Raw genomic sequence first — 14,236 nt, forward strand, 5'->3', positions numbered from 1 at the left:
CGGACTTAGCAAATTCTGGTTTCTGCGCATTACCACCATTCGCCACTGGTGCAGGATCTGACGCTCTTGGGCTCCAAGTAGACCTTAACTGCACCGGGCATGAATGACTGCTCTGCGAATTAAGCGGCCGCTAGTCCCACTGAAGCGCATTGCAGGCTAGTCTCCGTTAAGATTTAGGCGACCCGCATTAAGCCAATCCGACAGCTCTGTTCTTTCGCTGGGGTCAGGTGGGCCCGCAGGAGTTGGAGGGTCAACAGGCAACGGACTGTCTGATCCGACGATCTCTCTAACACTTACGGCATCTTCCGAAACATTCCAAACAAGCATGTCCTGAGCCAAAGTGAGCGGGCCGTCATACGTCTTTCGGATTGCTGCAATTGTGTCCGGAGCAATATCGAAATCGGCAAATGTATGGTAGGCAATCGCATGCCGCGGCTCAATCATCGCGAATAGTTTTCCGCACGCGTCTGGTGGCGTGTGAACCACCGTTGCCACCAATCGGGCGCGTTCAGGGTCGTAGTTTTTGATATCAATGAATTGTTGGATCGTTAAGTAGCATTCGTGAATGACAAGATCCGCTTCTTTAGCGTTTTCCACGAACCACTTGTTTGGGTTGGTGTCACCTGAGTAGACGAATTTAAGTCCTTTCCACTCCAAGCTGTAGGACACTGAACCGTCTATGCCGTGAATCGCGGGCCAAGATCGAATGACAACACCATCGCTTTCATAAACTATCTGTGTCTTAGAATAGTCGAACTCAGTCACCGAGAGGTGTCCACCTGCCGAGGGCATATTCCCGCGCCGCCCTGCCAAGTCCCAGCCCAACATTTTGAGGAGGCCATCCATGGCCGCAGCGGTCCCGTATTCTGGCTTTAAGCCACTTGGTCCCCATACCTGCAGGGGAACCGTTCGGTTTGACACCCAGCCACCCACAAAAAGTGCATCGAGGTCTCCAATATGATCTACGTGCAGGTGGCTAATGAACACTTTGTCCAGATAAGTGTATGGGATTTCCAACGCGGCCAAATTTGCTAACGAACCAGTTCCGACATCGAAGAGGAACTTGTCGCCATTGCCAAGTTCAACCAACCACGACGCTGACGCTTGAGAGTGTCGAAAATTAGGTGTTCCGGTTCCCAGCGAGATAACTCGCATCTCCGCTTCACCGAGCGGCTCTGCGTTTGGATAATAGAACTTTCGCTCTCCGGACGAACCAGCTGAAGCTGCGCCGCACCAAATCGACGCAAATACAAAACTCAATACCGGCAACAACCTTAGGCGCACGGTTTTCTCCGATTTGCTGATGAAATCTATTGTACAAGAAAATTGCTTCTGTCCAAAATCGCGCGTCTGCATTGGGCTAAATGCGGTCAACTTGCTTAAACCTCTACTTAGCGGAAAAACCCGACATTTGCTTTTTTCCGCCAAACGCCTTCACAATGCTCATATGCAAGATAACCAAGCACAGGCTGACTACTGGAGTTCGAAGAGCGGACTTAAGTGGATAGATTTCGAAAGCGAACTTGATGTGGTATTTGGCGCGGTCGACAAAGCGCTGGTTGAGCGGTCGAAGCCTTCGCCAGGCGAGCGCGTCTTGGACATAGGTTGCGGTACTGGAGCTACGAGCAGGACGTTTTCTTCGCTTGTCGCACCAGGCGGAACAATATGCGCAGTCGACATTTCTGCACCCTTGATCGAACAGGCCCGCCAGCGTGCAAAAGAAGCAACGGTTGAAGCACAGTATCTGTTAGCGGATGCGCAAACCGACCAGTTTCCTGACGCGCCGTTTGATTTGGTGATCTCTCGCTTCGGATCAATGTTCTTTGCCGATCCCGTTGCTGCCTTCGTCAATATTCGGGGCCAGATCAAGCCATCGGGCCGAATGGCTCTTGCTGCATGGGCACCGGCCAAGGGAAATCCTTGGTTTGACGTGCCCAAAGACGGTGCGGTTGACAGGCTGGGACCTTTAGAAAGCTCAGACCCCAACGCCCCTGGACCGCTGGGCTTTCAGAACGCTGGCCATGTCGCTGGAATTCTAGAAGAGGCTGGTTTCAAAGACGTGAACGGCGAAACGATCAGGGTAAACCTAACTCATCCCGGGCCCTTGGAGCGTGTTGCGGCTTTGGCTTCGAATATCGGCCCGGCAGCGAGGATACTCAAGAAGTACTCCGGGAGCGAGGAAGATATCGAGGCGATAACCGATTATGTAATCGCCAATTTTCGCTGCTTCGAAGTCAACGGAGGCATCCGCATCCCGGCAAATCTGAATTTCTTCACAGCCAGAAATCCGGGCTGATGACCTCAACTGCAACTTTGCGAGTATTGGAGCCAGCCCCCAATATTATGGCGTTTTATGACGGTCGGGTTGCAGGGGCCCGACTTCATTCTCCGTCGTGGAATTGGATGGACGACGCGGCATATACACTCGGGGTCGCCAGCTATGCCATCCTCAATGGCACTGACGCTGTGGTCTATGACACGCACATCTCGCTTGATCACGCTCGTTGGATACGAAGCGAGCTGCAACGTCGTGGGGTGACGTCAAGTCGGGTTGTGCTTAGCCATCATCACAAGGATCATATCGCAGGAACCGAGGTGTTTGCTGATTGCGAAATCATTGCGGGCAACAAAACGGCAAAGGCGCTGGTAGAAAAAGAGGAAAGTTATTCGAAGAGCGATCCGCCGATCAAGCCGGTAGTGATGCCCACAACTGTGTTTGACGGTGAAATGGCGTTGAGTGTTGGGACGACCGACATTGAACTACGTCCTTTGGATATTCACAGTCATGACGGTGTCGCGCTCTACCTTCCAAAGTCCAGGATCTTGCTGCCGGGTGATGCACTGGAAGATAGCGTGACCTATGTCGCCGAACCAGATCGCCTTGATATTCACCTGGCCGAACTTGACCGGCTTTCCACCTGGGATATTTCGGCCATCCTGCCCTGCCATGGTGACCCCGATCGGATCGCAGGAGGTGGATATGATCGCTCATTCATAACGGCTACGAGGCAATATGTTGCAAAGCTCTTGCAGTGCCGCGATGGGGCAGGATGGAGCAATCTTACGCTTCGGGAATTTGCGAAAGTCTGGTTCGAAGAAGGCTCGTTGACCTACTTCGATGCCTATGAGGGCGTGCACCAAGACAACCTGCAGTCTGTGATCGGCGTCTAAAAACGGCGAACTGTTTTGGTCCTGAATGACGTCCGTTGTGGGCTCGAAGCCGTCATAAGGCGGTGCAGGCGCGAGGCTGTGACCTCTGCCGATCCTTCCGCATATCCGGCGCAGATTGCGGGGCCTAGTTGGGGGATTGATGCGGAAGGTTCTTTTTCATTTGTTACAGAGTGTTAGATAAAATTTTGGTGCGGGCGGTGGGACTCGAACCCACACGGGCATACGCCCTTCAGATTTTAAGTCTGATATGTCTACCATTCCATCACGCCCGCACGGCGTGGCCTTGTCGGGCCCTGCATTCCCCTTACAATCACAACCGGATGAGAACAATGCACTTTGATGCAAATGCGGCTGTAAATATGTCGGGAAATCCAGTTACAAGACATCCCTCTTCCCGATTAATAAGGGCGTGGCGCTGCCCCGCCCTTTTGGAAGGCTCACATGCCCAGCGCTTCTTTATACATTTCCAAAACCGCCTCTTCCTCAGCGATGTCATCCTTGTCCCGCTTTCGCAACGCGATCACCTTACGCATGACCTTGGTGTCGTAGCCCCGCGCCTTGGCTTCGGCCATGACTTCCTTCTGTTGCTCGGCCAGGTCCTTTTTCTCGGCATCCAGACGTTCAAACCGTTCGATGAACTGGCGCAGCTCGCCTGCTGTTACGCGATAGTTGGCGGCGGCCTGATCTTCGGTGATATCTTCCATATGCGTCTCTCCCAAAGGCTGAAAATCTGATGCAAGATGCCGGATACAGTGCTGCCGCCCGGGTCGCAAGCACCCAATCCCCGGTCGCACTTGTACGATCTGATTCGATCCGTTAAGCGCGGTGTCAGTTCACGATGAGATGTGGGGAACCATGTTCGAATTCATCACCTGGGGCGGTGCAGCCCTTTCCCTTGCCGGGCTCTTTGGTCTGGTCTGGTGTATTCTTCGCGTAATGAAAGCGCGCAAGGCCGGTTTGTCGGATGACGAGTTGCGCGCGGTGGTTCAGGGCGTTCTGCCCTGGAACCTGGCCTCTTTGTTCTTGTCTGTGATTGGACTGATGATGGTTATCCTAGGGATTTCCTTCGGATGACCCCCCTTGTCAGATCGGCAGGTTGTCGAACTGCGCTTCCATAGCGTCTTCACACAACGCCGCATCGAGACGCCGCAATCGAGATGGCACATGCATCCCCTGCTGGCGCATACGATCTACAACCTTGCTTACACTCGGTTGAAGCGCCAACCGCGTGTCCAGACACGCGCCTTCCAGTTTCTGCTCAAGCTGTTCTGCTTCGGAATACAGATTAGTTGCTGTCATAACCATCCTCCCAAGTGTTGCCAGTATTCCAAATATAGGTAACGGGAATACGACCCACAGATATTAACCTGAACTTGTGCGGGAATTTGCCTGACGTATTCGTAATTTCGGCAATTCGGCGCAGATAGGTTAAAGTTTAAGCCAATTTAACCGAACCTGCCTTGACGGGCATCAAATTCAGATTGGCAGTTGTGTCACATTCCAAATTACATATATGATATACACAACGGAAACGGAGGACCTCATGACGCCCGCAGTGAAAGCGTTTTTCGACGATCAGACCTTTACGGTGTCCTACGTCGTTCACGAACCACAAGGGCGCGCCTGCGCCATCATCGACAGTGTTTTGGATTTCGATCATGCCTCGGGTCGAACAGCGACCACATCTGCAGATCAAATCATCGACTATGTGCGCAGTCGCGATCTCAAGGTCGAATGGGTTTTAGAAAGCCACGTTCACGCCGATCACCTGTCTGCGGCCCCCTATCTGCAACAGGAACTTGGCGGCAAGATCGGGATTGGTGCCCAGATCGTTACTGTTCAGGACACGTTCGGCAAGGTCTTCAATGAAGGAACCGAATTCCAACGCGATGGCAGTCAGTTCGATGCGTTGTTCTCGGAAGGTGACAGTTTCCACATTGGCCAGATGCGCGGCAACGTGCTGCACACTCCGGGTCACACACCTGCCTGCCTAACCTATGTCATTGGCGACGCCGCCTTTGTGGGCGACACACTGTTCATGCCTGATTTTGGTACAGCGCGCTGCGACTTCCCCGGCGGCTCTTCGGCAACCTTGTATGAGTCGATCCAGAAAATTCTGGCCCTGCCTGATGAAACGCGCATCTATGTGGGCCACGATTACAAAGCGCCGGGCCGCGAAGAATACGCTTGGGAAACAACGGTAGGTGAGCAAAAGGCGCTGAACGTGCACATCGGACAGGGGCGTAGTATCGAAGAATTTGTGGAAATGCGCGACGCACGTGATGCGACCTTGGCGATGCCGCGCCTGATCTTGCCCTCCTTACAGGTGAATATGCGCGCAGGGCAGATGCCTCCGGCGGATGAGCAAGGTGATGTCTTTCTGAAACTGCCGGTCAACAAGCTCTGACGCGAGTTAAAAAAGGATATAACTTATGGAAATAGAATGGGTCTGGGGCCTGTGCGGCGGTTTACTGATTGGGCTGGGCGGCGCAGTTTACCTGCTTGGGAATGGCCGGGTTATGGGCGCAAGCGGCATTCTGGGCGGCCTTGTTGACGGCAGCGCCCGCGATACGAAGGCCGAGAAGTTGGCCTTTGTTGCAGGCCTGATCGGCATGCCTCTTCTGCTGCGACCGCTGATCGCGCCCGAGGCCCAAACGCATCTCACCAGCAACTTGGGCCTTGTTGTCATAGCTGGTTTGCTGGTTGGCATCGGCACACGTATCGCCAATGGCTGCACATCTGGTCACGGGGTCTGCGGCATCTCTCGGTTCTCACTCCGCGGCATTGTGGCCACCGTCTTCTACATTCTCGCCGGGGGCGTGACCCTTGTTCTGCTACGCCATATCTGGGGATTGATCTGATGCGCCTTCTTGTTGCCCTAACAGCTGGATCACTATTTGGTGCCGGATTGTTGATTTCTGGCATGACCGATACGACAAAAGTTCAAGGATGGCTGGACGTATTCGGCAACTGGGATCCGACTTTGGCGTTTGTTATGGGGGGCGCCATTTTGCCAATGCTGGTCGCATGGCGACTGACGACCGGGCGCAAGCCTTTGACCGGGAATGAATTTCCGCCTCCTGCGAAGCCCGAAGTGGATCGTAGACTGGTTGTGGGTTCAGTCCTATTCGGCATGGGTTGGGGGCTGGTTGGGCTCTGCCCCGGACCGGCCATGGCCTCGCTGAGTTATGGTGGGCTTGGAGGACTGGTTTTTCTGGTCGCAATGGTGGTTGGTATGTTCCTGGCCCCGACCTTTGGCGCGCAACTGGACAGAGCAGCAAACGCAGCCTAAGGAATTGGCATGGAGATTCGACCGATCACCCCCCGCTATGCCGTCTCACCGCAGATCACAGTTGATGATGTGCCAGCGATAGCTGCTGCCGGCTTTGTCAAAGTGATCTGCAACCGACCCAACGTCGAAGTTCCACCCACAATGCGATCCGACGCGATCGGTGATGCAGTGCGCGCTGCGGGCATGGAATACGAATTGCTTGAGTTGACCCATCAGACCATGACGCCCGAGAATGTGCAGCGTCAGCGCGATATGGCGGAAAATTGTAGCGGACCGGTCTTGGCCTATTGCGCTTCGGGCACGCGATGTTCAGTGATTTGGGCTTTGGGTCAATGCGAACATATGAGCACGGATGACATCCTGACCGCGACCACAAACGCCGGATACCAGTTGGACGGTCTGCGCCCTGCTCTCGAGCAACTTCGCAGTAAGGCTGGTTAGACCTAAAGCGTTATTACTGTTCACCCAGCCCTGGTTCTGATGCGTTCAGACCGGCCAGCTGCGAGATTTCCGCCACCATCTGCTCAGACTCGCCAAGGACCAGATCCCCCGAAAGGATCCCGCCGGTCTCGGCCAAGGGCACCGGGGGCGTGATTTCAGCGGCGCTGTCAATTGGCGCGTCCAGGCTGCCCTGAGGGTTTAGCCCTCCCCGGCTTTCGATAAACTCCTGGGCTTCTGCTCCGCTCAGCGCTGGTAAAGCAGCATGCTCGTTTAATCGAATGGCCCTTAGACCACCGCACTGCCCCAAGCGACCAACACCTGCTCGCGTTCGTTCAATCGTCAGAACCTCAGTTAGATCCAAGCGCGCGCCGCGTAACGGCAGGACATCACCAACCTGCATCCCAGACAACGCGGACAATGGCAACGTCATCCGACACAAGGCCGCATTCAAATCCGCCCTTACCATACCCGAAGACTGTTCAATGCGGGGGCCTGCAGGGCTTGGGGTTTCCTCCACAACTTCTGGCGCAACCGGTGCTTCGGGTAAAATGACCGAAATCTGCCCTTGCCGTACCCCGTTGGCCAAATCGACGGTCAGGTCGAAGATGCGATACTCGTCTTCTGTCATGGCCAGAGACAAGCCCCGCAAATCTGAAGCGCGTGACGAATACTCGTTCCCCTCAAGGCAAACTTGTTCTGTCGTCGGGTCGATTAGACCCGCAGATCGAGCCAAAGCCGCTTCGACCAGTGGCGCAACCATGGCGGCGTCGGTATCTGTAAAGGCCCGTGGTGTTGGCGTGCCCGACATCACCTCACCGATGGTTTGCGTTTGAACGATGGCGGACACCAAGTGCGGGTCCAAGCACGTGGCTGCACGTCCCTGTGGCCCATCAAACACCAGTAGCAACCAGTCTTGACCAATCGCTTCAACCAGATGTTCAGCAGACTGACTGGTTTGTCTGGCCCCGATCACTGCAAGCGGCAAGTTCAGGCGATCCCCCGCGGCCCGCGCGAACCCCAAGCGCAGCGCCCGCAGAACCGAGCGCGGCCGGTCGTCCAAATCCTTTTGCCCAGCGGACAGTTTGCGCACCAATGCGGCATTGACGGGTTCTGACATAACGCCTGATCACCAATTGTTTCAGCAATTGGCAACAGGTTTACACCGTCGGACGTTACGAAGTTCTTTATGACCGCTTCACTGAGCGGCCTGTCGGTGCGCCAATGGCAGGCTGACTCGGAACGCCGCCCCGCCCTGCCCCGGTAAATAGCTGATCTCGCCCCCCAACCGCTGCATGATTTCGCGGCAAATTGCCAAGCCCAGACCTGCCCCTCCGGCCTTGTCGCCGCCGACGCGGGCAAATTTCTCGAACACCATCGAGCGCGCGCCGGGCGGAATGCCACTGCCATTGTCGATGAAATCTATGATGACGCGCCCGCCAACATCATATGCGGAAATGGTCAGAACGGGCTCGTCCGCGTCACAGTATTTCTGTGCGTTTGAGATAAGGTTAATGAACACCTGCCCCAACCTGTCCAGATCCGTGTGCAAGACAATCCGTTCGGCCGCACGGGCGCGACGCACGCTTATCTTGCGGCCAGCACCAGCCAATGCGCTGGACACGGCCCGATCCAGGACCGAGCGCAGACTATCATAACCCAAGTTGAGATTGACTTGCCCGTTTTCCAGCACGCTCAGATCCAACAGATCATCCAGCAAGCGGGTCAAACGCAGCGCTTCGTCTTGGATGATCGTCGCGTATCGGGTCTGCTCATCCCTGCTCAGCCCTTCGGTATCGCGCATGATTTCAGAAAACGCGCGGATCGAGGTCATCGGCGTCCGTAACTCATGACTGACCTGACTCAGAAAGTTGTCCTTTTGCGCCGACACCTGCGTGAGTTTGGCATTTGCTTCGCGCAGTTGCCGTGCCGTCCGGCTGAGTTCAGAGGACTTCACCTCAAGCTGACTGGAATACTCCAGCAACTGCGCCGACTCATCCGCAACAGCCAAAAGGTCTTCGACCGAAACCGACGAGCCGCCGACGATCTGCCCAATCATCGCGTGAGCCGTGGCCGTTCCAACTGATCCGCTCAATTCGCGTTCAAGGCGGCCCAGGAATGCTGGCGTGGGCTCGGGCAGATGCGATCGACCTCCTTGTTTCTTGGCCTCGGCCTGGAAAAACTCCTGCGCGGGCCCGGTGCCTAGAATCCGCTGGGTCATGATCATCAAATCTTCGCTTTGCGCGACCGATCCGGACCAGCCACGGGGTGCGACCGAATGATCGAATACATTGACAAATTGCGCGCCCTGCAACCGTTCCAACGGGCTGGGAAAACTCAGCAAAGAGGCCACACAGAACGCGATTGTGTTCAGCAAAAGTGACCACATCACGGAATGGACCATTGGATCGATCCCCTCGATCCCGAACAAGGCCTGTGGGCGCAGCCAGCTTATGCCGAACAACCCGTTCTGCAGCACCGACTCCGGCATCGACGCGCCGCTCATGCCGGGCAACAACAAGGTGTAAATCCACAAAACAAAACCGACCGTCAGCCCCACCAGAGCTCCGGTTCGCGTTGCCCCGCGCCAAAACAGACCGCCGACCAAAGCCGGTAGAATTTGAGAGATCCCCGCAAAAGCGATCAATCCGATTGAAGCCAGCGCTGCGCCGCCACCAGACAAGCGGTAGTAGAAAAAGCCCAACGCCATAACAGCCGCGATGGACACACGACGGGCCATCAAAACGATATTGCGCACATCGCCAGAGACCGAGCCAGTACCTTCTTGTGTGTTCAACCAGATGGGCATGACAACATGGTTCGACACCATCGTGGACAAAGCCATGGCTGTTACGATCACCATCGATGTCGCGGAAGAAAATCCGCCAATGAAAGACAGCATCGCCAGCCAGTCATTGCCTTGCGACAACGGTACGGTCAGGACGAACAGGTCGGGGTTAGCCCCTTCGGGCAGCAGGTCCAGACCCACTACGGCAATCGGTACTACAAACAAGCTCATTAACAGCAAGTAGAGGGGGAAAGCCCAGGCCGCGGTTCTAAGGTGGCTTTCATCATCATTTTCGACCACCATCACCTGGAACATGCGCGGCAAACAGATAAAGGCCGCCGCCGACAGGAATATAAAGGTCGTCCACCGCCCGGCATCAACATGCCACTGCCCGATTTCCGACGCGTCGATCCGCTCCATCATCGGGCCGATACCGCCAGCGATGCCCCACACGACAAAAACGCCGACCGCAATCAGCGCAAACAGCTTAACGATAGCCTCCACCGCGATGGCCGTAACAACCCCGTGGTGGCGTTCGTTCACGTCCAGATTACGCGTTCCGAAGAGGATGGCAAAAACGGCCAAGCCAGCCGCAACCCAAAATACACTGGACCCTTCGCGATACAGGCCCGATGGGTCAGCTTCGGCAAAGATCGAGAAAGACAGGGTAATCGATTGCAGCTGTAGCGCGATATATGGCGTTCCGCCCAATACCGCCAGAATGGTTACGCAGACCGCCAGCGTGTTTGATTTACCATAGCGAGACGACAGCAGGTCCGCGATTGAGGTCACTCTTTGACTGCGCCCCACACGCACCAGTTTGCGCAGCCCCCACCACCAGCTGACCATGACCAGTGTCGGGCCAAGGTAGATCGTAACAAACTCCAACCCTGACCGCGCGGCGTTGCCCACGGCGCCATAGAAGGTCCAGGCGGTGCAATAGATCGACAGCGACAAGGTGTAGATCAGCGGCGAGCGCAACCATTTCCCACGCCCAGCAGCAGCCATGCGATCCGCAGCGAAGGCGACGGCAAACAGAAAGACCACATAGCCCAGACAAACCAGAATCAGAACGTTTACGGTGGTCATCACTCGGCCCCTGTTTCAGGGTCCTCGGGCGTGCGCATACGGCGCGCGGCAAAGCCGAAAATCACGCTGATCAAGATCAGCGCGCCCCAGCAGACGAAGATGTAGAAAATTGCCGAAGAAAGCGGTACGGCCGCATCTCCGCTGGACCGGTCCGGCCAAAGAAGCGGCAGTGCGAACAAGAGCGCCCCAAGAAACGGCAAAAACCGGGCCGCATCCGTCAGTCTGCGACGGCGATAGCTTTGACGTTCCAGAAAAAGCGAGGGTCTGGGGCTGGATGGCTGACCTTTGTCGCTCTCGTCTGACATTACATTTGCGTCGCCTGCGCGTGAAGATCACGCACAGCCGTCAACACTTCGGCGTTGGAAAACGGTTTGGTCATAAAGCGGCTAACGCCTGCATTTTCCGCCATTTCCCGGTCGCGCGACTGCCCGCGCGCCGTCAGCATCAAGACCGGAAGGCTTGCCAGTTCTTCCATCTCTCTGAGATCGCGCAGAATATCCATGCCGTTTTTACCCGGCAACATAACATCCAGAATAACCAAGTCGGGCTGAGCCCCCTGGATAACCTCAAGCGCATCGGTGCCATCGCCATGAATCTCGACCTGCCACCCCTCGCGGGATAACAGGAACCGGATTGCTTCGGCAATGTTCGGCTCGTCCTCGATCAACAGAACCTTGCGGCTCATATTTTCTGTTCCTCCCCAAAACCGGTCGTCCGTCCCGCAACCGATTAGGATCAGATTAAGCGTTCTGTCAGGAAAGTGTCAAAAACCTTCGCTCAAAATCGACGGTTCGCGGCGAGCGGTGCATTCGTTGCGGGGGCAGACCCGGCAGTTCGGCCCAACTTGCGTAACCGGTGCATCACCGGCTTGCTCTTGAACCGGCCGTACCAGCATGACGGATCGATAAGCCGGATCCTGATCATAGCCCGGCACCGCATGGGGCCACGCATAGGCAAAGCACTCGAACTCAGCCGAAGCCCGCCCGGTTTGCTCGACTTGCTTACGCACCGGAACCAAAGGTCGGTTCAGCGCCGTGAAAACAGGCCAAAGCGGACAAGCCTCGCCATGTCTGGGCATGGCAAATCCTGGTGTTGGTTTTAGAAACAAGATGCTGCCGGATGCATCGCACAACACCAACCCCGCCGGTTCAGAAACAACACTTTCTGGCAAAAAAGCCAAACGCCGCAGCACGGTCGCCATGTCGACAGAAAAATGATGGGCCAAATCAACGGGGTCTGGTTGGGCGCCCCGAACACGAGCGGCGACAGCATCCAGTGGCATTGCCCGGGCGTCAGCCCTGTAAATCTCCAACATCTCGCGTGCCAAGGTTTGGGCTGCTGTGGTATTTAGGCTGCTCAGATCGACGGCATCCGTAGCGCCCCCCTCTTCCAGTTCCGTGAAACTATAATCGCGGGCCTGGAAAAACGCTTCGACCTCCTCCAACGGCACGCCACGCGGGTCGACGGCTGCGTCGCTTTCATCCAGAAATGTCACCAACGCCTTGGAGCTGTCCGCCAACCGCTCGGCATCCTGGTGCAGGTTTTTATGGAACCGTTCGCGCCATTCAGCCTCGATGTCTTCAGTATCCGCAAGAATCGCGGCCGTAGATCGAATCGCTGCCGCGGTCGACAAAACCTCGTGCATCGAGGCCGCCAGATGAGGGTCATGAGTCAGCCGGTCCGATAGGATCTCAACATTTCGTTCGAGCGAGACGACACGGCGATGCATCTGCGCCAGAACACCTGCCCAGCCGGTAAAGCGCCCTGCGAACTCCTCCAAGCTGTCCAACTCTGCATTCTGGCCAACCGCATCATCTGCCGCTTCGCGCAAGGCCGACACCAGCGTGGCTTCTATCCCTCGCGTCAACACCGATGGTTCAACCGACAGGGCCGCAGCAATATCCACCAGCAACTTACCCCCGATCCGACGGCGATTGTGCTCGATAAGGTTCAGGTAAGAGGCCGAAATCCCCGCCAAACGGGCCAGTTCTGCTTGCTTAAGCCCGGCAATCTGCCGCCGCTCGCGAATGCGGCTTCCAGTCAAAGCGTCACGCATGTTAGTTGCCTCCTGACCCGCGACAAGCTAAGCACCCCAAGTTATTTTCGAAACATACTATATTTCTCATTTAGTTAGGTCAAAATTTTCTATTTCGATTTACATAGTTTACACAATCCAGACACACTCCACGACAGCGCAACTTGTCATCATCATGTAAGAAGTTGCTTCACCCCTTCTCTTCCGTGCTGTTTCCCGGCACGATACCCACATGAGCGACCCCGCCTTTGAATACGCACCCATCGGCCTTGTAGAGCTGGAAAACCGGATTATCCGGCGCTGCAATCTGCAGTTCTCGCGCACGTTCGGTGGTGAGGAAGCTGACTATCGCAATATGCCTTTGCTGCACCTCTATCCCTCGGTCGCCGATTGGGAGCGGATCGGAGAGCGCAGCCTGCAAGTGATGCGCGACACCGGATACTACACCGATGAACGCGTCATGCGGCGGCGCAATGGCGATCTGTTCTGGTGCCGCGCTCGGGGCCGCTCACTCACCCCTGATGACCCGTTCCGACACGGTATCTGGAGCTTTTCCGACATCTCGGAAGAACGGCCTCTGGTTGAGTTGACGGTACGTGAACGCGAGGTGGCCATCCTGTCGTGTCGCGGCTTGTCGGCTAAGGAAATCGGTGGGGAACTGGGGCTGAGTTATCGGACAATCGAAGCCTATCGTGCCCGCTTGCTTGAAAAGTTCGGCGCTCGAAAACTTTCTGAGTTGGTCGCAAAGCTGTCGGGAATGCCATTGTGACCCATTCGGCCCCTTAATTTAAGCGGCAAACCAGCTCGCGATGGTGCGAGTCGGCGCTTTTCATGCACGGCTGCTTGGCCTATAACGCTGCGTAATTTGATTAGAGCCCGCAAAAACAGACGGGCCAAAGGGGAACCGTCGAGGACACTCATGACAGATACCAAACACGAAGCGGATGTGGCATTCATCAAGGCTCTGGCTGAATTGCTGCGCGAAAACGACCTGACGGAACTGCAGGTCAAACGCGAATATGGCGAGGAAGACAGCCTCAACGTGCGCGTCAGCCGCATGACACAGGCCGCAGCCGCTCCGGTTCAGGTCGCAGTACCCGCCGCGGCCCCCGCACCAGCCGTCGCCCCTGCGGCTGCCCCTGTCGCAACCGAAACCCCCGCAGCGCAAGAAGACCCGGCCAATCACCCTGGCGCTGTCACCTCGCCTATGGTTGGAACGGTCTATATGCAGCCCGAACCCGGCGCGCCTGCATTCATTAGCGTCGGTGCTTCTGTTTCTGAAGGCGACACACTGCTGATCGTCGAAGCGATGAAAACCATGAACCACATCCACGCCCCCAAATCGGGCTCGATAAAACGCATTCTGGTTGGCGATGGCGACGCAGTGGAATTCGGCACCCCTCTGGTCATCATCGAGTAAGGC

General features: G+C 56.0%; 17 protein-coding genes and 1 tRNA gene. 9 read left to right on the forward strand and 9 right to left on the reverse strand.

Going from position 1 to position 14,236, the window contains the following annotated elements; genetic code table 11:
- Nucleotides 1-156: 156 nt before the first annotated feature.
- Entirely contained in the window at nt 157-1,356 is a 1,200-nt protein-coding gene (gene gntH / locus GS632_RS11240; protein ID WP_171238199.1) for a guanitoxin biosynthesis MBL fold metallo-hydrolase GntH, read from the reverse strand.
- Between gntH and GS632_RS11245 the strand changes: the two genes are divergently transcribed.
- Nucleotides 1,304-2,296, forward strand: coding sequence for a class I SAM-dependent methyltransferase (locus GS632_RS11245; protein WP_171238198.1), 993 nt, complete (start codon nt 1,304-1,306; stop codon nt 2,294-2,296). The two genes, gntH and GS632_RS11245, sit on opposite strands and share 53 nt — an antisense overlap.
- Nucleotides 2,296-3,171, forward strand: coding sequence for an MBL fold metallo-hydrolase (locus GS632_RS11250; protein WP_171721861.1), 876 nt, complete (start codon nt 2,296-2,298; stop codon nt 3,169-3,171). Before GS632_RS11245 ends, GS632_RS11250 begins: the two co-directional genes overlap by 1 nt.
- Nucleotides 3,172-3,357: 186 nt before the next feature.
- On the opposite strand, the gene GS632_RS11255 is transcribed toward GS632_RS11250, so the two are convergent.
- Both GS632_RS11255 and GS632_RS11260 read right to left on the reverse strand, forming a co-directional pair.
- Nucleotides 3,358-3,443: transfer RNA gene (locus GS632_RS11255), tRNA-Leu, on the reverse strand.
- 165 nt (nt 3,444-3,608) lie between these two features.
- Entirely contained in the window at nt 3,609-3,875 is a 267-nt protein-coding gene (locus tag GS632_RS11260; RefSeq protein WP_171177687.1) for a DUF2312 domain-containing protein, read from the reverse strand.
- A gap of 151 nt (nt 3,876-4,026) precedes the next feature.
- Here GS632_RS11260 and GS632_RS11265 point away from each other — a divergent pair, with 151 nt between their 5' ends.
- Nucleotides 4,027-4,245 (forward strand): hypothetical protein, encoded by a 219-nt coding sequence (locus GS632_RS11265; protein WP_171177689.1) that lies wholly within the window; start codon nt 4,027-4,029, stop codon nt 4,243-4,245.
- Between the two features lie 9 nt (nt 4,246-4,254).
- Here GS632_RS11265 and GS632_RS11270 read toward each other — a convergent pair whose 3' ends face one another.
- On the reverse strand, nt 4,255-4,470 hold the full coding sequence (locus GS632_RS11270) for a hypothetical protein (RefSeq protein ID WP_171177691.1): 216 nt from the start codon (nt 4,468-4,470) through the stop codon (nt 4,255-4,257).
- A 244-nt stretch (nt 4,471-4,714) separates the two neighbouring features.
- On the opposite strand from GS632_RS11270, the gene GS632_RS11275 reads away from it, so the two are divergent.
- Genes GS632_RS11275 through GS632_RS11290 form a run of 4 tightly spaced genes read left to right on the forward strand, consistent with a single transcriptional unit; the run spans nt 4,715 to nt 6,904 of the window.
- Complete coding sequence (locus GS632_RS11275) at nt 4,715-5,578, forward strand: MBL fold metallo-hydrolase (protein ID WP_171721860.1); 864 nt, start codon at nt 4,715-4,717, stop codon at nt 5,576-5,578.
- Nucleotides 5,579-5,603: 25 nt separating this feature from the next.
- Nucleotides 5,604-6,032, forward strand: a complete 429-nt coding sequence (locus tag GS632_RS11280; protein ID WP_171177695.1) for a YeeE/YedE family protein — start codon at nt 5,604-5,606, stop codon at nt 6,030-6,032.
- A complete protein-coding gene (locus tag GS632_RS11285; RefSeq protein ID WP_171177697.1) occupies nt 6,032-6,463 on the forward strand; it encodes a DUF6691 family protein in 432 nt (143 codons plus the stop codon). The genes GS632_RS11280 and GS632_RS11285 overlap by 1 nt, the downstream gene beginning before the upstream one ends.
- Before the next feature lie 9 nt (nt 6,464-6,472).
- Nucleotides 6,473-6,904 (forward strand): TIGR01244 family sulfur transferase, encoded by a 432-nt coding sequence (locus tag GS632_RS11290; protein WP_171721859.1) that lies wholly within the window; start codon nt 6,473-6,475, stop codon nt 6,902-6,904.
- A gap of 13 nt (nt 6,905-6,917) precedes the next feature.
- On the opposite strand, the gene GS632_RS11295 is transcribed toward GS632_RS11290, so the two are convergent.
- The 5 genes from GS632_RS11295 to GS632_RS11315 form a co-directional block, all read right to left on the reverse strand.
- On the reverse strand, nt 6,918-8,021 hold the full coding sequence (locus tag GS632_RS11295) for a FliM/FliN family flagellar motor C-terminal domain-containing protein (protein ID WP_171238196.1): 1,104 nt from the start codon (nt 8,019-8,021) through the stop codon (nt 6,918-6,920).
- A gap of 78 nt (nt 8,022-8,099) precedes the next feature.
- Nucleotides 8,100-10,778, reverse strand: a complete 2,679-nt coding sequence (locus tag GS632_RS11300) for a sensor histidine kinase (protein ID WP_171238195.1) — start codon at nt 10,776-10,778, stop codon at nt 8,100-8,102.
- The gene (locus tag GS632_RS11305; RefSeq protein WP_171177706.1) at nt 10,778-11,083 is read right to left on the reverse strand and encodes a hypothetical protein; all 306 of its coding nucleotides are present in this window, start codon (nt 11,081-11,083) and stop codon (nt 10,778-10,780) included. The genes GS632_RS11300 and GS632_RS11305 overlap by 1 nt, the downstream gene beginning before the upstream one ends.
- On the reverse strand, nt 11,083-11,463 hold the full coding sequence (locus GS632_RS11310) for a response regulator transcription factor (protein WP_171235232.1): 381 nt from the start codon (nt 11,461-11,463) through the stop codon (nt 11,083-11,085). Before GS632_RS11310 ends, GS632_RS11305 begins: the two co-directional genes overlap by 1 nt.
- Before the next feature lie 78 nt (nt 11,464-11,541).
- The gene (locus GS632_RS11315) at nt 11,542-12,834 is read right to left on the reverse strand and encodes a helix-turn-helix domain-containing protein (protein WP_171177710.1); all 1,293 of its coding nucleotides are present in this window, start codon (nt 12,832-12,834) and stop codon (nt 11,542-11,544) included.
- Nucleotides 12,835-13,045: 211 nt separating this feature from the next.
- Between GS632_RS11315 and GS632_RS11320 the strand changes: the two genes are divergently transcribed.
- Together GS632_RS11320 and accB are read left to right on the forward strand one after the other, a co-directional pair.
- The gene (locus tag GS632_RS11320; protein WP_171177712.1) at nt 13,046-13,582 is read left to right on the forward strand and encodes a LuxR C-terminal-related transcriptional regulator; all 537 of its coding nucleotides are present in this window, start codon (nt 13,046-13,048) and stop codon (nt 13,580-13,582) included.
- A 150-nt stretch (nt 13,583-13,732) separates the two neighbouring features.
- Nucleotides 13,733-14,233: an acetyl-CoA carboxylase biotin carboxyl carrier protein gene (gene accB, locus GS632_RS11325; protein WP_171235234.1), complete on the forward strand. Its 501-nt coding sequence runs from the start codon at nt 13,733-13,735 to the stop codon at nt 14,231-14,233.
- Nucleotides 14,234-14,236 lie beyond the last annotated feature (3 nt).

It is taken from the genome of Ruegeria sp. HKCCD7296 (assembly GCF_013110775.1).
Lineage (GTDB): Bacteria > Pseudomonadota > Alphaproteobacteria > Rhodobacterales > Rhodobacteraceae > Ruegeria.